We start from the raw sequence: 24488 nt of genomic DNA, 5'->3' as shown, positions 1-24488 counted from the left end.
CTCACGCCCCATCTGACGGAACCGACATCGCTCATCAATTCGACGAGGTCGGTGTTCGAACCCGTGCAAGAAAAGGAGCGCGATCGCTCCCGATCAGAGTCATATGGATTGACGGAGGATCGATCGGCGCGCCCACCCTCCAGCAAGCTCATGGAATCACCCTCCTGGCGGCACTTCTCGCGCATGGCGGGTTTGAATGCATTTCCATATGAGCGGCTCCGCCTCGTACGAGTCAATCCGAACCCATCCGGCGGGGGGAATATCACATGATAGGCGGGGTGAGTTTTGATATCTTCATCGCGCTGCGCGGTGCTGAATATGCTTGTAATTCCCCCTCCTTCTCCTTGCCTGTTTTTGCCACATGATTGTTGCTGCGTAATATGCGGCGACAACGACAAGGCTTCCCGGGCGATCGGTAGGAGCCCGGTTTGCCACGGCCCCCATAGGAAGTGGCCCCCTCGATGAAGCTGAAAATCCAAGCGGCTCAGCGCCGCACTTTTTCCGGCTGGCTGGCCTCGGCCGTCGCCGTAACGGTTGCCGCTGTCATGGTCGCGGGATTGCCGACGCAGGCCCTGGCCATCGCGACAGCCGTACCTCTGGGCACCACCGCCAGCTACTCCGTTCTGGCAGGTCAGGGAGTCACCAACACCGGCCCCACGGTGATCGACCACGACCTCGGGACGCACCCGAACCCGGCCATCACCGGATTCCCGCCCGGCCTGGTCCTCGGCGCCGTGCACCCTGCGGATGCCCAGGCCCTCCAGGCCAAGAGCGATCTGATCATCGCGTACAACAACGCGGCCGGCCAGGCCGAGGACTTCGACCTTCCGGCGGCCATCGGCTCGGGAACGTCCGGCCCCACAGAGCTGATTCCCGGCGTATACACGAGAGACCCCGCCGGCAGTGTCGGACTCACCGGCGACCTGGTCCTGAATGCCGGGGGGAACCCCAACGCGGTCTGGGTGTTCCAGATTCCTGCAGCCCTGACGACGGCGACCTCCAGCCGGATCCTCCTCACGAACGGCGCTTCGCCGTGCAACGTGTTCTGGCAGATCGGGAGTTCGGCGGAGCTCAACACCAACACTACCTTCGTGGGCACCATCATGGCGCTGACCTCGATCTTCCTGCGAACCGGAACGAATATCGAGGGCCGGGCCCTGGCCCGTAACGGCGAAGTGACGATGGACAACAACCGGATCTTCCTCGGCGGGTGCGCCACGGGCGGGACGACCACGGGCACGACCACGGGCACGACCGCCGGTACGACCACCGGTACGACCACCGGTACGACGACCGGTACGACCACCACCGGAACGACGACCGGCACGACCACGGGCACGACCGCCGGAACGCCGACCCCCGGATCGACGACCGGTACGACCGTGGGTCTGATCGGTGGCGGCCTCCTGGGCGGACCCATCGTCGACCTCGTGTCGGGCGGCACCTCGGGGAACATCGCCGGCAACACCTCCGGAAACACCGCGGGCAACACGGCGGGGAACACGACCGGCGGCAACACGACCGGGGGCAACGTCACCGGCGGGCACGGCGGTCAGCCCGGTGGCCCGGAACACGGCGGACCGGGCGGACCGGACCACGGCGGCCTGGAGCACCACGGGCCGGAGCACGGCGGGCCGGGCAACGGGCACGACGAGGGACCCGGTAAGCCGGACCACGGCCATGGCCACGACCACGGCGGGAAGCCCGGCGACCACTACGGCTACGGCAACAAGCCCGCGGGCCACGAGGGTCACCAAGGCCACGAGGGCTAGACAACAGCCTGCACGAAGCCCGTTCATCGGGTGACGGCGCGCGGCGGAATCCTCATTGATTCCGCCGCGCGCCGTCAGTGAATCGCAGAGACCTCAGGCGAACAGCAGACATGAGAAGGACCGGGTGGGCGGTGTCGAGCGGAATTGAATCTGCGGATGTGAAGGAACTTCAGCGGTCCGATTCCGGTCCGGTCCCCCAACGGCGCCATGACGAAGCGACCATGCCGGGCAAGCGGCCCATAAGAGTTCGCGCAGTGGAAGCAGGGCTGCGCACCGCCGTAGCCCTCTGCCTGGTAACGACTCTGGTCCACGTCGTCCTGGTGTTCCTTCATGTGGCCCCCGCCAACCCTGTGTCGAAGCGGTACAGTTCACAGGTCAACGGATGGGTGTACCCGCTCTTCGAACAGAACTGGCGGCTCTTCGCTCCGGACCCGGACTCCTTCAACCGAAAAATCCTGGCGAGAACCGCACACACCGACTCCGAAGGATCGGTGCAGGTGACCCCCTGGTTCGACCTGGCTTCCGTCGACCATTCCGCGGTCGACCACAACGTTTTTCCGAGCCATACGTCCCAGAACCTTCTGCGCCGCGCCTGGACCTCTTATGTCGAGACACACGGAGGAAGCGACACGGCACGCTCGGAACGCGCCGTGATGCTGCAGACGTACCTGCGCAACATCGCCGCGGACCGCATCGCCGCCCACAACGACGGCGGCGCTTTCGACTTCATTCAGCTCCGGGTCGTCACACTGCCCGTCGCTGCGCCCGGCGCAGCAGCCGGGAACCACCCGCCGGCAGCCACCGAGGACCGGCTCCTGCCCTGGTGGAAGGTGACCTCCCATGGGAAGTGAACAGATCCCCCAGCCCCCTTCCACGGCGGCCACGCCGCACCGGCCCGCGCCCCAGGAGGCCTCGGTCGCCGGCACGGCCCACCGGTGGCTCCTCAAACGGATCGGCGATCTGTGGGCGCTTCTCACCGACCGGCCGATCTCGCTGTACGCCGCGTCGGTTCTGCGCATCGGCTACGGGCTGCTCTACCTGGTCTTCCTGCTGCGCGAGTTCCCGCACCGTGACGAGATCTGGGGCCCCGGCGCCCCCTGGACACCGGCGCTGGCACAGCAGCTCTTCGACCAGACGGGCTGGAACAGCATCCTGATCCTGTCCGACAGCCGCGCCTATTTCGAATTCTGCTACGTGACGGCCCTCGTCACGTCCGCGCTGTTCATGCTGGGCTGGCGGACCCGCGCCGTGTCCGTCCTCTTCGCCGTCGTGGTGACCTCGTTCCATGCCAGATCGATCTTCATGACGGACGGGGGCGACAACCTGATCCTGCTGATGGCCCTCTACCTCGTCCTCACCGCGTGCGGTCGGCGCTGGTCCCTGGACGCGCGCGGGAACCGGCTCAGGGAATCCCGTGCGGGCGACGCGCCGGAGCCGGTGAGGAGCTTGTACGCACAGCAACTGCACGATGCCCGTGTCACCTTGACGACGGTGGTGCACAACTGCGGCATCCTCGTCATCGCGGCACAGGTCTGCTTCCTCTACGGGTCGGCCGGCCTGTACAAGATCCAGGGCCCGACCTGGGGCGGCGGCACCGCCCTCCACTACGCGCTGAACCTCGAACTCTTCCAGCCCTGGCCCGCGCTCTCGCACCTCGTGGACGATTACCCGATGGTGATCGCGATCGCCGGCTACGTGACGGTGCTCCTGCAGGTCGCCTTCCCGTTCGTACTCTTCGGCAGGCTCAAGTACCCCGTTCTGATCGTGCTGCTGGGCATGCACATCGGCATCGCGGTGCTTCTGGGACTGCCTCTCTTCTCCGGCGCCATGATCATTGCGGACGCCGTGTTCCTTCCCGACCGCTTCTACGCCTTCCTGCCTCACCTGTGGCGACGCGCAGCACGGCGCACGGGGATGTGGCGGCCGGCACCCGGCCGAGCGGCGGGATCCGCATCGGTACCGCCGCAGGGCCGGCCCAGCCGATCCAGCTCGAAGCACCGAGCCGCTCCGGCAGAGCAGCAGGGCACTGCGCTTTCCACCGGGCGTGCGTCCTCGGTCCTGGGGACCCGGAAACCCGACTGAAAGCACTGACCGGCTACCCGCGTCCCCGGCCCTCACGTGTGTGAGGGCTTCAGCCGTGCTCTTCCTCATCGGCTTCCATGTGCCGGATTCCCTCGTGGGTGAGGGTGACCATCGCCGGGGTGTTGCCGGGGTCCCAGTCGACGGTGATCAGCCCTTCGCCCGCCAGGTAGGTGCAGGCGGCGGCCAGGTCCTGTTCCGGTACGTGGAGGTCGCGCCGCAGCTGTGCCCCGGTGATGCCGAGGAGGCGGTTGCCCTCGACGGCTTCGTACAGGACCCGGAGCACCTGGTCGCGGTAGGTCTTGCGTTCGCGCAATGTGGCCATGACCGCGTCCTTCCGTGTGTGGGGTGGGGTGGGCTCCGAGGCCGGCCGGGGTCCTACGCGGGGGCAGGTGTAGCCGTCGAGGGCGGGTGAGGAGCCCGGCGGGTCGGGGCGCCGAGGCGCCCCGACCAGCTGCCCCCGGTCGGAGGAAGGTCTGTTCCTCACCGGTCGGCACCCGTGTGGTGGGCTCGACGACCGGTGTCGTCCGGCAGGCCGGGAGGCCTCGGCAGGGGGTCACTGAACCGATGGGCCTCGATCCGCGCCTCGTCCCGGGCGTTCAGCACGTGGATCCAACGCATGGCGACGCCGATCATGAAGATGATCACCACGATGAGGACGACGGTCTCCACCGAACTCACCTCCAGCCGTTCGCGGACAGCGGGAGGGCGCTTCGACCCATCGCGACCCCGAACGGGGACATGCAGGCCCCGCCCTCGCCCTCCCAAGTGGCTTCCCGGCGGCGGGCGTCGCGGATGCCGCGCCCGATGACGATCTCGTTGGCCATCAGGACGTCCGCGGCCAGGACGCTGCCCGGGATCGCGGCGGCGGCCATCAGCCTTGCCGCGGCCGCGGGCTCGGTCTCGGGCGGGATCACCAGGAGGTCCCAGCGGCCGACGGTGTAGGAGAGCAGGATCAGCTTGTCGGGGTCCTGTTCCGTGAACCAGCCCACGTGCAGCACGTGCCCGGCCACGGCAACCTTGCGCGGGACGACCGGCCAGCGGGCGGGATTCACGCTGACGCGGGTGATGCGCCCCCAGGGTTCCTCCAGGGCGGCGGCCAGCGGCGGGAGCTCGGTTTCGAGGTCGCGGGAGTAGGGCCACCAGGCCCCGTCCAGCTGGCCGGCGAGCGTGGTCTTCGGGGTGAGGGACAAGCGAGCCGGGGACTGTGCGGCGAGGTCGCGGGGCGCGGTCCGGTCGAGGGTGGTGGTCATGGTGTGGACCTGCCCCCGGGCTGCCCGTCGGCAGCCCGGTTTTGAGGCGATCGCCGGAAATGACACCCGCGTGAAGCCGGTGTTCGAAGTACTCCCGGTCCTTTCACTGTACGCCCGTTCGGTGGGCAAAGACCGTTGTGACCAGGTATTTTCCGGCGGAGGCGCTGGGGAGGGCCGCCGACCTGCTCAGCTTTCGAGGCGTTCAGTCGGCAACCGCGAGATGGTCGGCGGCGCCCCCACGCCATTCGATCATGAAGAGGGTGGCGTCGTCGCTGGTGTGCCCGCCTCGTTCGCTCTTCAACGTGTGGGAGAGCCGGCGCAGATCTGCCCGCATCCCCTCTGACGGCAATTCCCCGAGGCGGTCGACGCAACGGATGAGGCGTTCCTCGCCGAACAGCTCCCCGCCGGCGACGTGCTCTTCGATGATGCCGTCGGTGTAGCACAGCACGCGGTCGCCTTGCCGGAGCGTGTGCTCTCCGATCCGGGGCTCCTCGCCGCCGAAGCCGACGGGCAGTGTCGTCGCGCTCTCCAGCTGCCGCACGACCTTGCCGTCGCGGATCAGCAGCGGCGCGGGGTGGCCCGCGTTGACCAGCTCCAACTCACCGGTGGCGATGTTCAGGTGCATCAGCTGGGCGGTGACGAAGTGGTCGGGACCGAACTGCCGGGAGATGGCGTCGTCCATGTACGTGTACTTCTCGGCCAGGCTGACGGACACGCGCCGGGCATGCCGGTAGGCACCGATGGCGATGGTCGCCATCGCGGCGGCGTCCAGGCCGTGGCCCATCGCGTCGATCACGGCCATGTGCAGGATGTCGTCGTTGAGTGCGTAGTCGAAGCTGTCTCCGGCGACGCGGTAGGCGGGCTCCAGGATGCCGGCCACCGCGACCTGCGGCACGGTCATCGTCAGCGGCGGCAGCAGGCTCCACTGGATCTCCGCGGACACGCTCATCGGCTCCCGGCGCCGGGCCAGGAAGAACTCGTCGGTGTAGGCGTTCCTGGTGACCAGCAGGCCGGCGACCAGGCCGCCGAGCCGGCACAGCAGGCGCCGGTCGTCGTCACCGACGTGGTCCAGGGTGAGGGCCATGACGCCCACCGTGTCGTTTCCGTCCAGCAGCGGCACGTACGTCCGGACGCCGCCGTCGGCCTGCGGCACCTCGACGGTCTCCCCGCGCAGGAAGGCCCGGCCGGCCGGTGAGTCGACCATCGGCTGGGGTCGGCTGACGTGCAGCTTCCTGCCCGGAAACGGCACCAGCAGCTCCTGCGCGTAGTCCTGGAGCAGGATGGAGACGTCACGGCCTCCGATCCCGGCCATCTCCTCCGCGATCAGTGGGCCGATCAGCTGCGGCGGCACAAGCCGCGCCCGGTGCAGCAGCAGGCCGAGCGGCCGCTCGCCGAACCCCACGGCGCGGTCCACGCTCTCCTCGTTCATGACCCGCCTCGCCGCCTCGTTCTGCCCACCCACGCCGGTCACCGCCTCCGCACAAGGTGACCTGGGAGACCGCCGGAGCGGCGCATTGCGCCATGCGTGGCATGTCGGCCCACGCTGCCCGCGGGGTGGACGCGGCCTACGCGAACCCGCCCCATACGGCGGAGCCGCCCTCCGCGGCACCGGCAGTGGCGTCGATCCGGTACGTGTCGTCCTTCGCATCGCGCCCGCCGGCGGCGTGGTCGTACTGGCCGGCGAAGACGTGCTCGCCGGGCGGGACGGTCCTGCCGGGTTTGAGGGTCCACCGGTAGACGAGGAAGCCGCCTTCCTGGCGGGCGGAGAGGTCGAAGTCCGTGGCGGGGCGGGTCCGCCAGCTACCGGTGTCCCTTACTCCCTCGGTGAGGGCGATGCGCAGCTCGACCACGAGCGCGGTGAGCGGTTTCCCCGTCTTCAGGGTGACGTTGCTCTGCGCCCAGTAGGAGTTGCTGTGGGGGTCGACGGAGCCGTCGGCCCACAGTGGACCGTCCTCGGTCCGGCTGCCCGCGGCCGTCGGTGGCACCGCGCGACCGGCGGCGGACGGGGCGGCGGCGGCGGACGGGTTCCGGGGCGGGTCCGGGTCGTGCACGGCGGCGACCACCATGAGGGCGCTGGCGGTCAGGGTTCCGACGGTGGCCAGGGTCGCGAGGACGGTCTTCGGCCAGGACAGGGCGCGGGTGCGCTCGCGGTCCCGCGATCGGGCGGTACCGGGACGGGCCATGCCGCGTTCGACCCGGGCCAGCATGCGGGCCCGGTCGGGCAGGTGGGCTTCGGTGCTCTCGCGCAGCAGGCCTCGCAGTTCGTCGGTCACCGGCTTCCCCTTCCCACCAGCTCGCCGGCGGCCCGGGTACCGAGCAGCCGCTGCAGTTCCGCCGTCCCCTTCGAGGTCTGGCTCTTCACCGTACCCACCGATATCCCGAGTGCCGCCGCGGTGTCCTTCTCCGAGAGGTCGAAGGCGTACCGCAGTACCACGCAGGCGCGTTTGCGGAACGGCAGCCTGTCCAGCGCGGCCCGTACGTCCATGACGGCGGCCAGGTCCGGGCCGTCGGTCCGCTCCGGGCGGTGCGACCAGAACAGCAGGACGCGCCGCCGCTCGCGTACCGTGCTCCGGATCCGGCTGCGGGCGAGGTTGGCGACGATTCCGCGGGCGTAGGCAGCCGCAGAGTCGGCACGGCGGGCCCTGTCCCAGCGGTGCCAGAGCGCGACCATCGCGTCCGCGGCGAGGTCGTCGGCGGCGTCCGCCTCCCCGGTCAGCAGGTACGCCAGGCGGGAGAGTTCGGCGTGGTGGCGTTCGAAGAACGCGTGGAATTCCGCGGCCGCCTCATCTTCGGTCATGGCCTCGGTACGGCCTCTCGGTGCGGCGGGGGCGTGCTCAGGCAGGTGCCGGAGCGTAACAGTCCGTTCGCGCGTTCGTTCGCACACCTCGGTCGGCCCGGGCCTGGTCCGCACGGTGACGCCCATCAGTGCGTCGGGTTCCAGTCGTCGGTGCCGGCCAGGTAGGCGCGGGCGGTGTGGGCTGCGGCCCGGTCGGGGCCGAGCTGGGGCCGGTTCGCTCCGGTTCCGGCGCCGGGGCCCGTGTTGGCGTACTCGGCGAACCGGGCGGACTTCCAGGAGAAGCCCCCCATGTCGGTCCACGGTCCCTCGGTCTTCACGGCTGCGGGCAGGCTCGTGTTGCGGATGACCAGCTGACCGACCGCGCTCGCGCCCGGGTGCCAGGGACGGCCGAGGTAGTAGGTCCCGGGCCGGGCGGGGCTGCTGATCGTGCTGTCGGTGATGAGGATCCCGTACGGCTTGGCCGCGTCGGTGTTCGGCGCGGCGAGGTATCCGGCCGGTCCGCCGGCCGCGGCGCCCCGGTCGCGCAGAGTGATGTTGACGTGGTCGTAGACGGCGGTGGCGTTGCCGAAGACGAAGTCGACGTCACCCGCGATGAAGCAGTGACGGAAGTACTGCCGGTACTGGCCGGTGGCGGCGGGAGCCCAGTTGAGAACGGTGTCCTGGTGGCCGATGAAACGCGAGTCGAGGTACTTCTGCCGGTCGCCGGACGCGTTGACCGCCACGGCCTGCGTGTCCCTGACGTCGGGGTGAGCCGACCGCTCCCACGTGTTCTCGACCGTCACGCCTGTGACGGTGATGTCGTTCGCCGAGAAGGTCGCGGTGGCGCTGCCTGCGGTTCCGTACGTACCGCCTCCGGGCTTCGGCGTGCCGGAGGCGTTGTCGTAGGTGATGACGACGTCCTCGGCATTGCCGGTGGCGCCCTTGAGGGTCAGTCCGTGCTTGGAGGCGGGGACGTTCACCGTCTCCCGGTAGGGGCCGCGCGAGACGAGGACGGTGTCGCCCGCGGTGGCGGCGTCGACGGCGGCCTGCACGGAGCGGTGGGCCGCGGAGCCGTCGGCGGCGACCGTCAGCGTACGGCCGCCGACCGGACCGGAGGGGGCGGGTGCCGCCTTGGCGCCGGTCTCGGTGAGGACTCCGGCGCCCGCCTTCGCAGCCAGCTTGGCCGGCAGTCCGGCGGCGGGCTCCAGTCCGGCGGTGAGGGTGGGCCGCCAGTCGACGGTGGTCTTGATCTTCTTCCCGGGGTCGGCGGAGTTGTGGGCGGCGACCAGGTCCACCGGGGCGCCGCCCACGAGGTTGCCGCTGCCCGCGATGGCTCCGGTGCCGTCGCCGCTGAGCAGCTGGGAGGTCTTCCGGTCGGAGGAGAGCTTCCAGTAGTTGTTCTCCGCGACGACCTGGGCGCCGGCGCGGGAGTTGACGCTGTAGCTGTGCGCGTAGCCCTCCGACGCCGTGGTGTCGTAGTAGTTGTCGTACAGGTGGATCTGGCCCACGCGGGCGAGCGGGGCGCGCTGGACGATGCCCCGGAAGACGTTGTGGTGGAGCGTCACCCGCAGTTTGGTGTCCTTGTCGCTGCTGCCGATCAGCATGGTCTTGTCGTGGTTGCTGAACGTGTTGTATCCGACGGTGACCAGGTCGGAGGCGTTGGTGATGTCGAGGGCGCCGTCATGGACCTGGTACTCACGTCCGAAGCGGACCGGGTTGGCGGAGTCCGGGTGCGGGTCGTCGGAGAAGCTGTTGTGGTCGACCCAGACATGGGTGGCGCCGCGCAGGCTGACGGCGTCGTAGGCGGAGTTCCAGTTGCCGGTGGAGCCGTCGGTCGGGTCCCACTGCGGGAAGCAGTCCCGCACATCGGTGAGCGACAGGTTGCGGATGATCACGTTGTCGGCGTTCTTCACCACGAGGCTGCCGCCGGTGATGCCCGCTCCGGTGCCGGGCACTCCGATGACCGTGGTACGGGCCGGCACGGTGAACACCATGCGGGCGGCCTGCCTGGCCTGGGCCGCCCTGCGGGCGTCCTCCTGGGCGCCGGACGGCACCTTGGCACGGCCCCAGACGGCGGGATCGTAGGCCTTGAGGTAGGAGTCGAGCGAGTAGCCGGTGCCTGCGGCGTGGTCGGCGCAGCTCTGCGGCTTCCCGCTGTCGTCGGTGCCGGCGTCGATCAGGCCCTTGACCCGGACGATCCGCGGGGCGCCGGCCGGGCCCGCGGCCAGGGCTCTCACCAGCTCGGCGCGGGTGGAGACCGTGAAGACGTGAGCTGCGTCCGCGGCACGGCCGCCGGTGGTGCCCGAGCCGCTCGCGGCCCAGCCGTCCCGGGCGGGCAGCACGCCGTGGGCGAGGTCGGAGGGTGCCACGGCATCGGCCTTCACGACGAGCGGCACGGCGCCGAGGCCGGCGGCGACCAGGGTGGCCGCTCCGGTCAGGGCGAGCCTTCGACGTCCGGTGGGGCGGCGGTGGGGGGAAGCGGACATGGGCGGTGGCTCCTTGGGGTGAGGTGCGCTGTTCACCCCTCAGTTGCCGCCGGATCCCGAAAGGTTGCCGGGAACCCGCCGAAATCCTCGCCGTGACGTCGGCGGCCGGGTCACGCGTCCCGGACGGACGCCTCCTACGGCACCGGCGTCGTCAGGAACGCCTGGTGCCCGGCCGGTGTGCTGTGGCCGTGCCGACGTCGGCGTGGATGGTGAAGACCCGGTCGAGGCCGACGATGCGCAGGATGCGGATCGTGTTGTCGGGGACGGCCGCCAGGGCGATGTCCGCCCGGGCGGCGACAGCGTGGTTGCGGGCGACGATGAGGGCGGTGATGCCGCTGGAGTCGCAGAACCGTATCCGGGAGAGGTCCAGGACGAGGCGTTGTCCCGGCTCCAGGCTGAGCGCTGTCACCGCCTGTCGAAGGCGGGGAGCCTGGTCGTAGTCGAGGTCGCCCGCGATTTCCAGGACGGGGCCGGTGGTGGCGTCTCGGGCGGTGATCGTCAGGGCGCTCATGTCAGATCGTGCTCTCGCGCGGCGGGGATGGGATGGGGCACGCCGAGGGCGAGCAGAGCCGTGTCGTCGTCCAGGCCTTCACCGAAGCCGTCCAGGAGACCGGTGAGGGCGGTGATCAGCTCATGTGCCCCTGCAGGGGCGAGGCCGGCGGTGAAAGTGCGCAGGGCGTCCTCGCCGTAGAGCTCGCGGTTCGTGCCGACGCGGGCTTCGGTCAGGCCGTCGGTGTAGAGGAGGAGGGAGTCGCCGGGGCCGAGGGTGGTCGCGGCAGAGGTGAAGCGGGGGTCGGGCAGGATTCCGATGAGGAGGCCGCCGGGGGTGGGGAGGTAGTCGGCCCGGCCGTCGGCGCGCACGACGAGTGCGGGGGGATGGCCCCCGGACGCGAGGTGCACGGCAACCGTCCCGGTGCTGGGATCGGGTTCCATCACGCCGAAGATCGCGGTGCAGTAGCGCGGGTCCCCACCCGTGAACCGCTCGTGCAGCACGGTGTTCAGGGTGGACAGCGCGGCTACGGGGTCGGAGTCGTGGAGGGCCGCGGCGCGCAGGGTGTAGCGGGTCAGGGAGGTCACTGCGGCAGCCTGAGGACCTTTGCCGCAGACGTCGCCGAGAAAGAACGCCCAGCGCTTCTCGTCCAGCGGGAACAGGTCGTAGAAGTCTCCGCCGAGCCGGTCGACGGAGGCGGTGTGGTAGTAGGAAGCCGCATCCATTCCGGGCACCGCGGGCAGGGCAGCGGGGAGCAGGCTCTGTTGGAGCACCGCGAGTGCTTCACGCAGCCGCTGCCTGTCGGCTTCGGCCTGTCGGCGGGCTTCCTCCGCCAGCTGGCGCTCGCGGAGCAGTTCGCCTTCGTAGGCTCGGCGCTGTCGTGCGTCGAAGACGGTGGTGCGGATCAGCGTCGGCTCGCCGTCGTCGCTCGTCTTCACGCGGGAGGTGACCAGGACGGGGAGGCGCCCGCCGCCCGACGCCTTGAGTTCCAGCGCTATCTCGCTGATCCTCCCCTGCATCCGCAGGAGCGGCGCGAAGTGCGTCTCGTGGTAGAGCTTGCCGCCGATCGTGAGGAGGTCGGTGAAGCGTCTGCGGCCCACGACCTCCTCGCGCGCGAGGCCGAGCCAGTCCAGGAGCGTTCCGTTGATCCTGGCGATGGTGCCGTCCATCAGGGTGGACAGGTAGCCGCAGGGGGCGGATTCGTAGAGCTCTTCGGCGGTGTCCTCCAGCAGGGAGGAGAACACCGCGTCGGTGGCGGACTCTTCGCCCTCGGGCCGCTCAGGGTTCTGGGCGGTGCACCCCATCACCGTAGCTCCCGCAGGAACGCGCGGATGGCTGACGTGGTGGCCTCGGGAGCGCTCAGCTGGGGGCAGTGACCCGTTGCGTCCAGGGTGATCAGGCGGCTTCCGGGGATGGCCGCGTGGACGTAGCCGCCGACCTCGCGCGGCGCGATCACGTCCTGGGCGCATTCCAGTACCAGCGTCGGTACGCCCACCGACTTCAGGTCGTCACGGCTGTCGGAGAGGAACGTGGTGCGGGCGAAGACGCGGGCGATAGCCGGATCGGTGGCGCAGAAACTGTTGGTCAGCTCCTCCCCCAGTTCCGGACGTTCGGGGTTGGCCATGATCACCGGTGCCATCGTGGCCGACCAGCCGAGGTAGTTCGACTCGAGCGACTCCAGCAGCTCGTCGATGTCCTCGGCGCTGAAGCCGCCGCGGTAGGCGTCGTCGTCGATGTAGCGAGGAGAAGGGCCGACCATGACCAGGGAGCGGAACCGCTCGGGGGCGGTGGCCGCCGCGCGTACCCCGATCATCGCGCTGACCGAATGCCCGACGAAGGCCACGTCCCTCAGGTCGAGGGCCTCGCACACCTCGACCACGTCGCGGGCGTATCCGTCCAGTGATCCGTAGCGTTCGGCGCTCCAAGCGGACGGGTCGGAGCCGCCCGACCCGACGTAGTCGAACAGGACCACCCGGAATTCCTCGGCCAGCGCCGGGGCCACCAGGCCCCACATGTTCTGGTCACAGCCGAACCCGTGCGCCAGCATCACCACGGGGCTGCCGGGTGATCCGCTGACCTTCACGTTGTTCCTGCGGAGGATATCCATCCCGTCATCCTGTTCGTCGGTCCGGAGCGTCAGCACTGCCGACGCGATCGGGGGTGGGCCCGCGCCGGTCCCGTCCGTCGTACGGTCGGCGGGGCGCCGAGGGGCCCCGCCGGCAGCGGCGCGAACGGTCCGACCGCGGTGGGGCGGTTCAGCGTGCAAGGGCCAGGACGCCCAGGGCACTGCCTTGTTCGTCGACGACGGGCAGGGCATCGAGGCGGCGGTAACGCATCGCGTGCTCGGCTTCGGCCATGGTGGTGAGAGGCGAGGCGGACGGCGCGCGGTCACCGAGGACGTCGCGCAGCCGGGTTCGGTCCGTGTACGCGTCGCCGTCACGGACGGCCGCGAGCTGAGCCGGGGTGACCAGACCGGCGCACACGCCGTCCTCGTCGCAGACCAGCAGATGTCCCGCGCGGGCACTGGCCATGACGGACAGGGCCACTTCGACCGTCATGTCGTCGCAGACCTGCGGCCCGGCGGCCTCCATGGCATCGGCCACCGTCTGGTGCGCGGGGTTGGCGCTCACCGAGCGGAACTGCATCTGGACCAGCGTCACAACGTGCCTCCTGCAGAGATGGGTCAGTTTCCTGATCACGTGGTTCTCAGGCCGCCGCCGCGTTGAAGGCGGACCGGCGCGCGTTCAAGCGCCGGGCTGCCGAAGCGGGACCGCGTCGGCCGCGGGAGGCTGCGCTGCGCTTGGGCTGCTCGGACACCGGCGCGGTGATGGTGACCGGGATGCCGCAGGGGGCCTGGGCGCCGGTGATCCGGCTGAGGGCCTCTTCGCCGGAGCGGACCTGGGTGGTCTGCGGGACGATGCCGGCGGCGGCCATGAGGCGGGTCATGTCGCGGCGCTGGTGGGGCGTCACGAGGGTGACGACGCTGCCGGACTCCCCGGCACGGGCGGTACGGCCGCCACGGTGGAGGTAGTCCTTGTGGTCGGTCGGCGGGTCCACGTTGACGACCAGGTCGAGGTTGTCGACGTGGATGCCGCGGGCGGCGACGTTGGTGGCGACCAGGACGGTGACGTGCCCGGTCTTGAACTGGGCGAGGGTGCGGGTGCGCTGCGGCTGCGACTTGCCGCCGTGCAGGGCGGCGGCCCGGACACCGCTGTTCAGCAGGTCCTGGGTCAGCCGGTCGACGGCGTGCTTGGTGTCCAGGAACATGATCACCCGGCCCTCGCGCGCCGCGATCTCCGTCGTCGTGCGGTGCTTGTCAGCACCGTGCACGTGCAACACGTGGTGCTCCATCGTGGTGACGGCACCGGCCGAGGGGTCCACCGAGTGCACGACAGGGTCGGTCAGGTAGCGGCGCACCAGCAGGTCGACGTTGCGGTCCAGGGTGGCGGAGAACAGCATCCGCTGGCCTTCGGGGCGCACCTGGTCGAGCAGGGCGGTGACCTGGGGCATGAAGCCCATGTCGGCCATCTGGTCGGCTTCGTCCAGGACGGTGGTCGCGACCTGGTTCAGCCGGCAGTCCCCGCGGTCGATGAGGTCCTTCAGCCTGCCGGGCGTGGCGACGACGACCTCGGCGCCGCCGCGCAGCGCGCTCGCCTGCCGCCTGATGGGCATCCCGCCGACGACGGTGGCCAGCCGCAGCTTGACCGAGCGGGCGTAGGGGGTGAGGGCGTCGGTCACCTGCTGGGCCAGCTCGCGGGTCGGTACGAGGATCAGGGCGAGGGGCTGGCGGGGCTCGGCGCGCTGCCCGGCGGTGCGGGCCAGCAGAGCGAGGCCGAAGGCCAGGGTCTTGCCGGAGCCGGTGCGGCCGCGGCCGAGCACGTCGCGGCCCGCGAGGGTGTTGGGCAGGGTGGCTCCCTGGATCGGGAACGGTACGGTCACGCCCTCCGCGGTCAGTGCGGCGAGCAGTTCCGCGGGCATGGCGAGGTCGGCGAAGGCCTCGACGGCGGGCAGGGCGGGAGTGATCGTCTTGGGCAGGGCGAATTCGCCCTGCACCGCGGCGAGCCGGCGGCCGTAGCCGCCGGAGCGGCTCGGGGCGGAGGAACGGCTCGGGGCGGAGGAACCGAAACGACTGCCCCGGCCTGAACCGGCGGCGGAACCGGAGGTGGGGCCGCCGGTGCGGCTGCGGGTGTGAGCGGAGCGGTTGTTCGTACGTACGGGGTTCATTGAGAACCTTCCTTGACACGGCGCGCATCAAGGAATTCCGGCAGCCGAAGAACAGCACGGGGAATCGCAAGAACGGACCGAATGGAATGCGAAAGCGAAGACGGCCGCATGAAGTCCGTGCGGGCGCCGCCATGAAAATGGGTGACGCTGGACGTGAAATTCCCGAGATCGACTCGGGTGCAGGTCCGAAGAGGTCCGCTTGCCGGATCGGCGCCTCTGGGTGGTGAGGGGGCGTCCCGCAGGTGAACCCACTGCGGGAGATGCCTGCAGCTGGGGCCCGCACCCCGAAGGATGCGGGCCCCAGCTACGAAGTACGCGTCAGCGTCAGGCGGGAACGATGTTCTCGGCCGTCGGACCCTTCTGGCCCTGCGCGATGTCGAAGGTGACCTTCTGGCCTTCAGCCAGCTCGCGGAAGCCCTGGGCGGCGATGTTCGAGAAGTGGGCGAACACGTCGGCGCCGCCACCGTCCTGCTCGATGAAGCCGAAACCCTTTGCCGCGTTGAACCACTTCACGGTGCCAGATGCCATGTCAGATCTCCTTTGGGGCAGTACACCGGCATCCGCACTGTACGGACACCGTGTCGCCGCGATGACGCCCCACCGGAAAACAACCCGGAAATACGAAGCACTCCCACGACACGGAGGCCGACTGGAGGCGCTTGAAGTTTTGGGAACCACGACTGCAACTGAGATCGACAATAGCATGCCGTAGCGATCTGCGTACGAATAGCAATTCACCGTGGTCGCCGCGATAAAAACCCTCTCCGCATGGACCGCTAAATCCTCGTATCGCGGTGACAGATATTGGCAGCCCGGGCCCAACACTTTTTCGGACAGAGGGATACGAGCACCACCACGCCCCGAGGCGCGCGGGTGCGCGGCCCACCGGGACCGGCGGGCCCGCCCACCTCAGGCCGCGGGCGGCGGGCCGGACGACGCGGCGGCGGCGCGGTACTCGGCGTTGAGGCGCTGGGCTTCCTCGAGCTGGTCCTCAAGGATGACGATGCGACAGGCGGCCTCGACGGGGGTTCCCTGATCGACGAGTTCCCGGGCTCGGGCCGCGATGCGCAGCTGGTAGCGGGAGTAGCGGCGGTGGCCGCCCTCGGAGCGGAGCGGCGTGATCAGGCGGGCCTCGCCGATGGCGCGGAGGAAGCCCGGGGTGGTGCCGAGCATCTCGGCGGCACGACCCATGGTGTAGGCGGGGTAGTCGTCGTCGTCCAGGTGGCCGCCGAGCGGGCCTGTCGGATTCTCTGCTGTCATTGCACCTCTCTGGAACACATGGAGGGGCCCTGGTGCCGTACGGCACCAGGGCCCCGAGGGAACTTCTACACCATCTGCCGGCACCAGTTCCGAGCCGCCCTTCTGTTTCCGCATGCCCGACTCGAACGATGTCGGGGGCGCGGGGATCGCGGTTGCTTGACCGGAGACCACCTCACTATCGATGTCCTGCGGTACCCGGGCTCAGGACTTCCGCCCGGGCGATCCTGATGGCGCGGTTCCTCCGTTCTTCCCTCGGTGATCAACCTGCTTGCTGCGTCAACTGCGGCACTGCTCACGGCGACCCCTGATCACTGCGGGCCACCCGGTCCGGCCATCAGTCCCGTCGCCCTGCGCAACAACCCTGGCTTCGGAACTCCACCGCCGCACCGTCCTACGCACTGCGCTTACGGGCACCACGCCCGGCAGTTCATCTCTGCCGGGCCCTGCTGTCTCTCTGGGCTACGAGAGAAACCATAACTAGGCCACCGCCCAATGTCTACTCTGACCAACATAGATTTTCGCGTGTTCGAAGGGTAGGTAATCAGCTTCGAACGGCACCGGCCGCGAGTGCCGGCGCTGCGGCCCCTTCAGCGCCGCAACCGCACGACGAGGGGAAGACCCGCACCCCTTCCCGGTCTGCGGCTGTGTACAGTCGGCTCGCCCCGGCGGTTGCCGGACGTCCGGGGCGGCGTCCCCGACCGGTCAGGTGGAGTCATGACGAGTGCAACCAGCGGGGCGCGACTGTCCGGCGGAACGACGCCCGCCCCAGCGCTGTCGGTGGCCGAGCGCAAGCAGCGGATGCGGCGCCGCCTCGAGCGGCTGATCGGCATCGCCGCAACCGAAGGAAACGCGTTGCTCGCCCTGCGCAACGGGGACGAGATCTTCACTGCGATGCTGGACAGCGTCCGCGCCGCCGAACACACCGTCGACATGATGACGTTCGTGTACTGGCGCGGCGCGATAGCCCGGCAGTTCGCCCAGGCACTGGCGGACCGGGCCCGAGCGGGCGTCCGGGTGCGGCTGCTGCTGGACGGCTTCGGCAGCCGGCTCATCGAGCAGGACCTGCTGGATCTGATGGAGGACGCCGGGGTCGACGTCGCGTGGTTCCGCAAGCCCCTCCACCTCTCCCCGCTCAAGCAGAACCACCGCTGCCACCGCAAAGTGCTCGTCGTCGACGAACGGACGGCGTTCACCGGCGGAGTCGGCATCGCCGAGGAATGGTGCGGCAACGCCCGCAACGAGAACGAGTGGCGCGACACCCACGTCCGGCTGCGCGGCCCCGCCGTGGACGGCGTCGCCGCCGCTTTCGCACAGAACTGGGCCGAGTGCCACGACACCCTCTTCGACGACCGGGACCGCTTCACCGAGCACGCGCCGCAGGGCGGGGCGGTGGTACAGGTCGTCCGGGGGTCGGCCAGCATCGGATGGCAGGACATGCAGACCCTGATCCGGGTCGCCATCGAATCCGCCCAGCATCGCTTCCGCCTGTCCACCGCCTACTTCGCTCCGGACGCCTACTTCATCGAGCTGCTGTGCGCGGCAGCACGTCGGGGCGTCGAGGTCGAGATACTCCTGCCCGGCCCCCACACCGACAAGCGCGTCTGCCGGCTGGCCGGTCAGAACTTCTACGCGGACCTCCTCGCCTGCGGGGTGAAGATCTTCGAGTACCAGCCGACGATGATGCACGCCAAGGTCATCACCGTCGACCGGATCGCGGCACTCATCGGCTCCACCAATTTCAACCGTCGCTCCCTGGACCATGACGAAGAGGTCATGCTCGCGGTCCTTGACGAAGACTTCACCGCAACCCTGGACCAGCACTTCGACGAGGACCTGCAGGTCAGCGAGCCAATGGAGCCAGCACGCTGGAACCGCCGCTCTGCGGCGCAACGCCTGCGCGAGCTTGCGGTCACCCCCCTCCGCCGGTTCCTGTGACTCCCGCACGGTTCCGGAAGGCGCCCATGCTCCGGCAGCGCCCATAGCAGAGCCGAACGTCCGCCCTGCCGCCGTCCGACAGGTTCATCCCTGGCGGGGACGGCCGGTGTGGGAGATGACGGCGCCGGGTAGGGCGGGGTCATGTCCGACATCCCCCTGGCCGAAGAGGCACTGCGAAGGGTGCTGGCCGTCGCCGACCGGACGGCGGAGCTGGCGACAGAGCTGGCCACCGCCCTTCGGATGCGCCCCGACGACGCCGCGGTCCGCACGGCGGCGATACCGCTCGGGGTCGATGTACCGGCCTTCGGACCCGCGGAGTTCGAAGCGTTGGCCCGTCATCTGGAACTGCTGGACCAGCTGATCGCGGCCGTGCCGCCGGGCGCGGACGGGATGCGGTGGCGCTACCTGGACGAAGCCGTTCTGTTCCGCTGCGATGCGGAAATGGGTACGCCGTTCGACGAGTTCACCGCGCGCGTCGACATCAGCCGGGTGATCGGTCTGACCAGCGGCTACCTTTCAGGTCGTACGGAGGTCCTGGCGCGCGACGAGACCGGAAGGCCGGTCCGGCAGCTCGAGCGCAGCATCAGCCGGGCCCAGCCCGCCCACCTCGCGCTGGCCGGCGCGGATGTAGTCGACGTCTGCAAGCTGGAGACCATCGACTACGGCCCGGACGAACAGGTGCTGCGCTGGCGACAGGTCCACAGTGCGAACGGCTCCGCGGTTCAGGACGACGGCTCGGTGCTCTTCGCCCGGACCCCGGGCGGCGGCACCGGTGTGACCATCTGCGCCCAGCAGCAATTCGTCCTCCCCCCGTTGTGGCGGGCGATCACCCCCGTACTGTGGCCCGCGGTCCGGCGCGCTCTGGTGGAGGACGCCTACCGCAAGTCCTTCGGCATCACCCTGCGCACCATCGCCGCACGCGGGCAGGGAAGCGCCGGACCGGTCGATGAGGGGGCAGGTGCGACCTCCTCGCTCTGGGGCACCGTCTCCCGCCTGGCCGGGCCGTTGATCCTGTCGGCCAGGTCGGTCCCATGGAAGCCGACGCGGCCGGAGTGCACCGACAGTTCCGGGTTCCGCCACTTCAGTCCCGAGAGGCAGCCCCTTTGACGCCGCCCTCCGACCCGCCGCACGCGTATCCGCACGCGTATCCGTACGCCTTCCACATCGCCCTCGACGGCAACGGCCTCAACGGACTCGAAGGCCGGGCCGGCATCTGCGTCTTCCGCTACGACCCGGCCACCGGCGGGTACGCGTACAAGATCGACTACTACGACGGCATCGCCGGCGGCCATGCCGTCAGCGTCAGCCCGGACCACGCGCTCGGATTCCTCGGCAACACCGGCCAGCACCTGCTCTTCTACGACACCGCGACGCTCGACGAGACCGCCCGGCTGTCCACCCTGCGGATCGAACCCACCGACTCGTCCGTCAAGGGCACCACGCACATCGCCTGGCTGGGTGACCGGGAGATCGTCGGCGCGGTCGGCGAACACCTGTGGCGGTTCGACCTCGACAGGCTCGACGCTCCCGAACGCCTGGGCCCGCACGGCCTGAAACTGCCCCATGCCATGAAGACCACGGCGTCGGGCCGGTACCTCGTCTACGGCGGCATGGACCACCCCGGGCGCGGCGAGGCCCGTGAGGTCGGCGTCTTCGACCTGCACACCGGCACGGCCCGCCGCATCCACCTGCCCGCCACCTGCTGGCACGTGGCCGTCCACCCCCGAGAGGACCGGTTCTACGCCCTCTCCTTCCGCGTCCTGCCCCAGGAGGGGCACGACTGGCACGAATGGGCCATGGCCTACCTCAAGGAGTACGTCTTCGAGATCGACGCCGAGCACGGGCAGGTCCTGCGCCACTGGGCGGCCCCTCGGGAGACCCCGGCGCACATCAACTCGGACGTCTGCGTCTCCGATCGCGAGCTGATCTACTGCAACGGCGGCAGCGGCACCATCGTCATGATCGACCTGGCCGACTTCGCCACCCATCGGATCATCGACGAGCGCCCCGGCCTGCCCGAACAGCTGCTCGCCGGACGGCAATCGCTCCACCAGGTGGCGGACGCCTTCACGCGCGGTTCGCCGGCCGCGAGCAGCAGGCACTTCCTCGCCGCTCTGCGGGTCTCGCGCGGAACCCTGCTCGATTCGGTGTACGCCTGCCAGCTCTCCGACGACCAGACCCTGCTGTTCACCGCCAACCGGGGGCTCAACACCATCACCGTGTACGACTATCCCGCCAACACGGTCCGGCAGCGGGTGCACATGCCACAGCTACGGCAGTACGTCGACGGACTCCCCTGGTGGCACGACCCTCGACTCGGCTTCCACCACAGCACACTGATCTCCCCGCCGTGAGCCTTCCGGGCCGGAGGCGGCATCGCCGGACGGCCCGATGGCCGGATCTGGGACAGCCTCGTCATTGCGGACACCAGGGCAGGGGAACGAGGATCGGTGCATGCCCGCACCCCACCGCGTCGTCATCGTCGCCTTCCCCGGCGTGGAACTCCTGGACATCACAGGTCCCGCCGAGGTGTTCTCGGTCGCGTCCCGGGTCTCCGAGGGAGGGTTCCCCGGCTACTCCGTCCAGGTCGCCACGGAGGACGGCGCTCCAGTGGCCACCTCCAGCGGCCTGCGGGTCCACTCCGACCTGCGGCTGGACGAGGTGACCGGCCGCGTCGACACCCTCCTGGTGTCCGGGGCGGTCGCCCATCCCGAGGGGGGCGGTGTCCAGGCCGTCGTCGATCCGGTGGTCACCGACTGGCTCCGTACGGCGGCACCGCGGGCGGGGCGTACCGGATCGGTGTGCGCCGGCGCCCATCTGCTGGCCGCGGCCGGCCTGCTGGACGGCCGGACCGCCACCACCCACTGGCTCACGGCGGCGCAACTGGCCGCCGCGCATCCGGAGGTCGACGTGGACCCCGATCCGATCTTCATCCGCTCCGGTCCGGTGTGGACCTGTGCCGGGATCACCTCGGGGATGGACATGGCACTGGCGATGGTGGCGGAGGACCACGGTCAGGCCCTCGCGCTCGCCACCGCGCGCATGATGGTCATGTACGTCAAACGCTCCGGCGGCCAGAGCCAGTTCAGCGTTCCCCTTTCCGTCCGGGCACCCGCTGAGGACCGCATCGGCGAACTCCGCCGGTGGATCACCGAACACCCCGACGCGGACCTCTCCGCCGAGGCCCTCGCCCAGCGCCTCAGTCTCAGCACGCGGCACTTCTCACGGCTCTTCGCGCAGCGCACCGGCACCACGCCCGCCGCCTACGTGGAGTCGGCCCGCCTGGAGGCCGCACGGCGCCTCCTCGAGGAGAGCGACGCCGGTCTGCCGCAGGTGGCCACCGCCAGCGGCCTCGGCTCCCTGCAGACCCTCCACCGGTGCTTCCAGCGGCACCTGGAGACGACCCCCGCCGAATACCGCCGCCGATTCCGCTGAAGCCGGCCCATCCCTTACCGCCCACCCTCACTGCCCGTCGGCCCTGCCCGTCGGCGCTGCCCGTCGGCCCTGCCCGTCGGCGCTGCCCGTCGGCCCTGCCCGCGGCCGGCGGATGCCGAGGCATGCCCGCGCCCGCCCCGTACACGAAAGGCCCTCATGTCCGGCACGAAGATCATTCCGATACCGGTGCTCGGCAAGCACGCGGTCAACGCCTACCTGCTGCTGGGCCGGCGCCCCGTCCTCGTCGACGCCGGTACGCCGGGCAGCGGACGCCTCATCCACGACCGGATCGCCGATCACGGAGTGGACCCCGCCGACCTCGCCCTGATCGTGATCACCCACGGCCACATCGACCACTTCGGCTCCGCAGCGGAACTGCACCGCCTCACGGGCGCACCCGTCGCCGGGCACATCGCCGACCTCGAACCGTTCCGCACCGGCCGACCGCTGATGCCGTACCTCCCGACGGGACCCATGGGTCGCCTGATGAACAGGAACAGGAAGCTCCACGTCGCGGCGGACCCGTTCGAACCCGGGCTCCTGATCAGCGGCGAAACCGACCTGTCGGACTTCGGGCTGGCGGGACGGATCATGCCCACCCCGGGGCACACCGCGGGATCCGTCTCCGTTCTCACCGAGGACGGGGACCTCGTCGCCGGTGACCTCGTGGCCAACTCCTTCATGGGCCTCATCCCCGGCAAGCCGGCGAACCCGCCCTTCCATGACGACCCCCTGGGCAACCTCACGAGCCTGCGCGCCATGCTCGAACTCGGCCCCGGCCGCCTCCATGTCGGCCATGGCACTCCGCTGGATCCCGAGCGCGTACGTCGCTGGGCGCGGCGGGAGCACCGACGGCTGTCCCGCCTCGACTCCCGTGGGCGCCTCCGAAGGCGTACGAAGAGCTGACACGGGCATGCTCGTCGGCGGCCCGGCCCCTCGGGGGCCCGGCCGAAAGCCGGGAGGAGGTTCGTTTCAGCAGGGCGGTAAGCCATCCGGTGGGATCTGCGCCGCCGCTACATCCTCTGCGAGGGTCGCTCGAGGAGGAGACCATGAAGAGACATGGATGCGGACGCCTACGGCACCCCCTGCATCCACCGGCACACTCGGCCGGTACCCGCCGCTGCGAACGGCGGCTGAGCGGAACCCGGAGGCGGCATGACGGTCACCCTGCTCACCGTCGCGATCGTCGTTGCCGCCCTGGTGATCAGGACCGCGGTCGCCGAAATCCGCGTGCCCGGGAGCGGACGGAGGCAGTGGGCCTTCCTGACCGACCGACGCGCATGGGCGATCGGAACCGGCACAGCCGTGGCGCTCGGCGTCGTCGGGTGGGCCACAGCGGGCCCCACCGCTGCGGTCTGGGCAGCGGTCGCAGGTCTCCTCGTCGCCTCGCTCACCCGTGCCGGAGGCGGAGACGGAGACGGAGACGACTGAACAGCGGGCCACGGACGTGTGCGCGCAGCGCCTGGTCGCCCCGTGGGCGGATGGACGTCGCTCGCGCTCGGGGCGGCCCGGACTCGACGAGCCCGGGCCGGCGAGTACCTGGTCGAGCACCGTGATGTGATCGCTCGCGGTATTGGCCCCGGCGTTGCCGGGGCGCAGCCTGCCGGACAGTGCCTCGCCGGTGTTGGCCAGGAAGCACAGCAGCGGGTGGAACCCGAATCCGCCCTTGTGGGTACAGGTGCGGCCGCCTCCTTCTCGGAGTGCCAGGTCACCAGCGTGGTGTCGAGGTCCAGGGCGAGGCCGGGCAGCACGCGTCCTGCGGCCAGGACGACGGGTATCCCCCCACCGATCTCGACGGCCTGCATCCAGGCGACCTCCCGAGCCCAAGCCCGGGCCGCTTGCAGCGAAGCTCGCCGCCAGATCGGTGGCGATCCGTCCCGGATCACGTCCGGTCCCGCGTGGTCGAAGCGGCCGGAGAGCGGCGCAGTACGCGGCGGTCAGCCCCGTGGCATCGTCAAGATCCGCCGGCAACCGTGCTCCGGCATCACCAACGACCCCCACCCCATCAGCAGTGACACGGACCCTGGGACGCCACCGACACCCTGCACGTAGCGAGTGCCCTCCCCCTGGACCGACAGAACCCCTCAGCAAGGTTCGTGGTTCCAGGTCAGGAAGGCACTTTCGCATTTCCGCCCCAACAGCCGCCGTGCCCAGGCGAAACGGCGAGGTCAGCTCCGGGCGTGCAAGGCGTGCGAGAGCGCACTCATGCTGATGTCGATGACCGTGCGGAGCTGCTTCTGGCTCGCCCTGGTCCTGCTCATCAGGGCCAGCGACTGGTTGACCGCCGTCATGTGTACCGCGAGGTCGTCGGCATCGCCTTCGGTCAACTGCGCGGCGTTCAAGGCGGTCCGCAGCCGCGCATGCTGAAAGTCCAGAGCTTCGATCGCGCGTGCGGTGATGGTGGGGCTGAGCGCCGGTGCCGCCATCGCGGTCTGGGCGATCAGGCACCCGTCAGGTACGTCAGGGTCGGCGATGCGCTGCAGGGTGACCTCGAAGAACGCCCGTACCGCCTGGAGCGGTTCCTCGGACGCACAGGAAAGCGCCTGGTCGTACCTGTTTCCGTACCGCGCGGCGTAGCGGTCCAGGCAGCGCAGGTAGAGCGAGTCCTTGTCGCCGAACGAGGAGTAGATGGAACTGCGGTTCAATCCGGTCGTCCTGGAGAGGTCGTCGAGAGAGGTGTCGGCGTATCCGGCCCGCCAGAACTGGACCATCGCCGCGTCGAGCGCGATGCCCACGTCGAACTGCTTCTTCCCGGCCATCACGCATGCACCTCGTTCT

General features: G+C 70.0%; 23 protein-coding genes and 2 pseudogenes. 9 read left to right on the top strand and 16 right to left on the bottom strand.

Annotation, left to right across the window (positions count from 1 at the left end):
* The first annotated feature begins 461 nt into the window (after window positions 1–461).
* From JYK04_RS36360 to JYK04_RS36350, 3 genes are all read left to right on the top strand, one after another.
* Window positions 462–1772 carry an ice-binding family protein gene (locus tag JYK04_RS36360; protein WP_189747650.1) on the top strand — a complete coding sequence of 437 codons (1311 nt, stop codon included), beginning with the start codon at window positions 462–464 and terminating at the stop codon, window positions 1770–1772.
* A gap of 110 nt (window positions 1773–1882) precedes the next feature.
* Window positions 1883–2623, top strand: coding sequence for a DUF5819 family protein (locus JYK04_RS36355; RefSeq protein ID WP_189747652.1), 741 nt, complete (start codon window positions 1883–1885; stop codon window positions 2621–2623).
* Complete coding sequence (locus JYK04_RS36350; RefSeq protein WP_189747654.1) at window positions 2613–3854, top strand: HTTM domain-containing protein; 1242 nt, start codon at window positions 2613–2615, stop codon at window positions 3852–3854. Before JYK04_RS36355 ends, JYK04_RS36350 begins: the two co-directional genes overlap by 11 nt.
* Window positions 3855–3903: 49 nt before the next feature.
* Here the strand turns inward: JYK04_RS36350 and JYK04_RS36345 are convergent, their stop codons facing one another.
* The 15 genes and pseudogenes from JYK04_RS36345 to JYK04_RS36275 form a co-directional block, all read right to left on the bottom strand.
* Complete coding sequence (locus JYK04_RS36345; protein ID WP_189747656.1) at window positions 3904–4176, bottom strand: hypothetical protein; 273 nt, start codon at window positions 4174–4176, stop codon at window positions 3904–3906.
* A 158-nt stretch (window positions 4177–4334) separates the two neighbouring features.
* Window positions 4335–4523 (bottom strand): hypothetical protein, encoded by a 189-nt coding sequence (locus tag JYK04_RS36340; protein WP_189747658.1) that lies wholly within the window; start codon window positions 4521–4523, stop codon window positions 4335–4337.
* 5 nt (window positions 4524–4528) lie between these two features.
* Window positions 4529–5104 carry a DUF5994 family protein gene (locus JYK04_RS36335; protein WP_202185951.1) on the bottom strand — a complete coding sequence of 192 codons (576 nt, stop codon included), beginning with the start codon at window positions 5102–5104 and terminating at the stop codon, window positions 4529–4531.
* 202 nt (window positions 5105–5306) lie between these two features.
* Complete coding sequence (locus tag JYK04_RS36330) at window positions 5307–6533, bottom strand: PP2C family protein-serine/threonine phosphatase (RefSeq protein ID WP_189748289.1); 1227 nt, start codon at window positions 6531–6533, stop codon at window positions 5307–5309.
* A 136-nt stretch (window positions 6534–6669) separates the two neighbouring features.
* Complete coding sequence (locus tag JYK04_RS36325; RefSeq protein ID WP_189748287.1) at window positions 6670–7377, bottom strand: hypothetical protein; 708 nt, start codon at window positions 7375–7377, stop codon at window positions 6670–6672.
* The gene (locus tag JYK04_RS36320) at window positions 7374–7901 is read right to left on the bottom strand and encodes a SigE family RNA polymerase sigma factor (protein ID WP_189748285.1); all 528 of its coding nucleotides are present in this window, start codon (window positions 7899–7901) and stop codon (window positions 7374–7376) included. Before JYK04_RS36320 ends, JYK04_RS36325 begins: the two co-directional genes overlap by 4 nt.
* A 125-nt stretch (window positions 7902–8026) precedes the next feature.
* Window positions 8027–8959: pseudogene (locus tag JYK04_RS42475) on the bottom strand (pectinesterase family protein); the annotation flags it as partial.
* 66 nt (window positions 8960–9025) lie between these two features.
* A pseudogene (locus tag JYK04_RS42470) lies at window positions 9026–10366 on the bottom strand (pectate lyase family protein); the annotation flags it as partial.
* Between the two features lie 151 nt (window positions 10367–10517).
* On the bottom strand, window positions 10518–10877 hold the full coding sequence (locus JYK04_RS36305; protein ID WP_189748281.1) for an STAS domain-containing protein: 360 nt from the start codon (window positions 10875–10877) through the stop codon (window positions 10518–10520).
* A complete protein-coding gene (locus JYK04_RS36300) occupies window positions 10874–12160 on the bottom strand; it encodes a PP2C family protein-serine/threonine phosphatase (protein WP_189748279.1) in 1287 nt (428 codons plus the stop codon). The genes JYK04_RS36305 and JYK04_RS36300 overlap by 4 nt, the downstream gene beginning before the upstream one ends.
* Window positions 12160–12963, bottom strand: a complete 804-nt coding sequence (locus JYK04_RS36295; RefSeq protein ID WP_189748277.1) for an alpha/beta fold hydrolase — start codon at window positions 12961–12963, stop codon at window positions 12160–12162. The genes JYK04_RS36300 and JYK04_RS36295 overlap by 1 nt, the downstream gene beginning before the upstream one ends.
* A 148-nt stretch (window positions 12964–13111) precedes the next feature.
* Entirely contained in the window at window positions 13112–13516 is a 405-nt protein-coding gene (locus JYK04_RS36290; RefSeq protein ID WP_189748275.1) for a CBS domain-containing protein, read from the bottom strand.
* Between the two features lie 46 nt (window positions 13517–13562).
* The gene (locus tag JYK04_RS36285) at window positions 13563–15080 is read right to left on the bottom strand and encodes a DEAD/DEAH box helicase (protein ID WP_189748273.1); all 1518 of its coding nucleotides are present in this window, start codon (window positions 15078–15080) and stop codon (window positions 13563–13565) included.
* A gap of 324 nt (window positions 15081–15404) precedes the next feature.
* Window positions 15405–15608: a cold-shock protein gene (locus JYK04_RS36280; RefSeq protein ID WP_030722003.1), complete on the bottom strand. Its 204-nt coding sequence runs from the start codon at window positions 15606–15608 to the stop codon at window positions 15405–15407.
* A 381-nt stretch (window positions 15609–15989) separates the two neighbouring features.
* Window positions 15990–16340 (bottom strand): MerR family transcriptional regulator, encoded by a 351-nt coding sequence (locus JYK04_RS36275; protein WP_189748271.1) that lies wholly within the window; start codon window positions 16338–16340, stop codon window positions 15990–15992.
* A 798-nt stretch (window positions 16341–17138) separates the two neighbouring features.
* Here JYK04_RS36275 and JYK04_RS36270 point away from each other — a divergent pair.
* The 6 genes from JYK04_RS36270 to JYK04_RS36245 all read left to right on the top strand — a co-directional run bounded on the left by JYK04_RS36270 (window position 17139) and on the right by JYK04_RS36245 (window position 23141).
* Window positions 17139–18275: a phospholipase D-like domain-containing protein gene (locus JYK04_RS36270; RefSeq protein WP_229876957.1), complete on the top strand. Its 1137-nt coding sequence runs from the start codon at window positions 17139–17141 to the stop codon at window positions 18273–18275.
* 141 nt (window positions 18276–18416) lie between these two features.
* Entirely contained in the window at window positions 18417–19382 is a 966-nt protein-coding gene (locus JYK04_RS36265; RefSeq protein ID WP_189748267.1) for a hypothetical protein, read from the top strand.
* The gene (locus tag JYK04_RS36260; protein WP_189748265.1) at window positions 19379–20629 is read left to right on the top strand and encodes a hypothetical protein; all 1251 of its coding nucleotides are present in this window, start codon (window positions 19379–19381) and stop codon (window positions 20627–20629) included. The genes JYK04_RS36265 and JYK04_RS36260 overlap by 4 nt, the downstream gene beginning before the upstream one ends.
* A gap of 100 nt (window positions 20630–20729) precedes the next feature.
* Window positions 20730–21710, top strand: a complete 981-nt coding sequence (locus JYK04_RS36255) for a GlxA family transcriptional regulator (RefSeq protein WP_189748263.1) — start codon at window positions 20730–20732, stop codon at window positions 21708–21710.
* 156 nt (window positions 21711–21866) lie between these two features.
* On the top strand, window positions 21867–22616 hold the full coding sequence (locus JYK04_RS36250) for an MBL fold metallo-hydrolase (protein ID WP_189748262.1): 750 nt from the start codon (window positions 21867–21869) through the stop codon (window positions 22614–22616).
* A 249-nt stretch (window positions 22617–22865) separates the two neighbouring features.
* Entirely contained in the window at window positions 22866–23141 is a 276-nt protein-coding gene (locus tag JYK04_RS36245; protein ID WP_189748261.1) for a hypothetical protein, read from the top strand.
* A gap of 737 nt (window positions 23142–23878) precedes the next feature.
* Here JYK04_RS36245 and JYK04_RS36240 read toward each other — a convergent pair.
* Entirely contained in the window at window positions 23879–24469 is a 591-nt protein-coding gene (locus JYK04_RS36240) for a TetR/AcrR family transcriptional regulator (protein ID WP_189748260.1), read from the bottom strand.
* Window positions 24470–24488 lie beyond the last annotated feature (19 nt).

It is taken from the genome of Streptomyces nojiriensis (genome assembly GCF_017639205.1).
GTDB classification, from domain to species: Bacteria; Actinomycetota; Actinomycetes; order Streptomycetales; family Streptomycetaceae; genus Streptomyces; species Streptomyces nojiriensis.
Note: the sequence above shows the minus strand (reverse complement) of the source record. Positions and strands in the feature narration are given on the sequence as shown.

Bases quoted from the DNA above. Each gene is read 5' to 3' on its own strand.
- JYK04_RS36360 (WP_189747650.1), top strand. From the start codon at position 462: ATGAAGCTGAAAATCCAAGCGGCTCAGCGCCGCACTTTTTCCGGCTGG.
- JYK04_RS36355 (WP_189747652.1), top strand. From the start codon at position 1,883: ATGAGAAGGACCGGGTGGGCGGTGTCGAGCGGAATTGAATCTGCGGAT.
- JYK04_RS36350 (WP_189747654.1), top strand. From the start codon at position 2,613: ATGGGAAGTGAACAGATCCCCCAGCCCCCTTCCACGGCGGCCACGCCG.
- JYK04_RS36345 (WP_189747656.1), bottom strand. From the start codon at position 4,176: ATGGCCACATTGCGCGAACGCAAGACCTACCGCGACCAGGTGCTCCGG.
- JYK04_RS36335 (WP_202185951.1), bottom strand. From the start codon at position 5,104: ATGACCACCACCCTCGACCGGACCGCGCCCCGCGACCTCGCCGCACAG.
- JYK04_RS36330 (WP_189748289.1), bottom strand. From the start codon at position 6,533: ATGAACGAGGAGAGCGTGGACCGCGCCGTGGGGTTCGGCGAGCGGCCG.
- JYK04_RS36320 (WP_189748285.1), bottom strand. From the start codon at position 7,901: ATGACCGAAGATGAGGCGGCCGCGGAATTCCACGCGTTCTTCGAACGC.
- JYK04_RS36305 (WP_189748281.1), bottom strand. From the start codon at position 10,877: ATGAGCGCCCTGACGATCACCGCCCGAGACGCCACCACCGGCCCCGTC.
- JYK04_RS36300 (WP_189748279.1), bottom strand. From the start codon at position 12,160: ATGGGGTGCACCGCCCAGAACCCTGAGCGGCCCGAGGGCGAAGAGTCC.
- JYK04_RS36295 (WP_189748277.1), bottom strand. From the start codon at position 12,963: ATGGATATCCTCCGCAGGAACAACGTGAAGGTCAGCGGATCACCCGGC.
- JYK04_RS36285 (WP_189748273.1), bottom strand. From the start codon at position 15,080: ATGAACCCCGTACGTACGAACAACCGCTCCGCTCACACCCGCAGCCGC.
- JYK04_RS36280 (WP_030722003.1), bottom strand. From the start codon at position 15,608: ATGGCATCTGGCACCGTGAAGTGGTTCAACGCGGCAAAGGGTTTCGGC.
- JYK04_RS36275 (WP_189748271.1), bottom strand. From the start codon at position 16,340: ATGACAGCAGAGAATCCGACAGGCCCGCTCGGCGGCCACCTGGACGAC.
- JYK04_RS36270 (WP_229876957.1), top strand. From the start codon at position 17,139: ATGCGGCGCCGCCTCGAGCGGCTGATCGGCATCGCCGCAACCGAAGGA.
- JYK04_RS36265 (WP_189748267.1), top strand. From the start codon at position 18,417: ATGTCCGACATCCCCCTGGCCGAAGAGGCACTGCGAAGGGTGCTGGCC.
- JYK04_RS36255 (WP_189748263.1), top strand. From the start codon at position 20,730: ATGCCCGCACCCCACCGCGTCGTCATCGTCGCCTTCCCCGGCGTGGAA.
- JYK04_RS36250 (WP_189748262.1), top strand. From the start codon at position 21,867: ATGTCCGGCACGAAGATCATTCCGATACCGGTGCTCGGCAAGCACGCG.
- JYK04_RS36245 (WP_189748261.1), top strand. From the start codon at position 22,866: ATGACGGTCACCCTGCTCACCGTCGCGATCGTCGTTGCCGCCCTGGTG.
- JYK04_RS36240 (WP_189748260.1), bottom strand. From the start codon at position 24,469: ATGGCCGGGAAGAAGCAGTTCGACGTGGGCATCGCGCTCGACGCGGCG.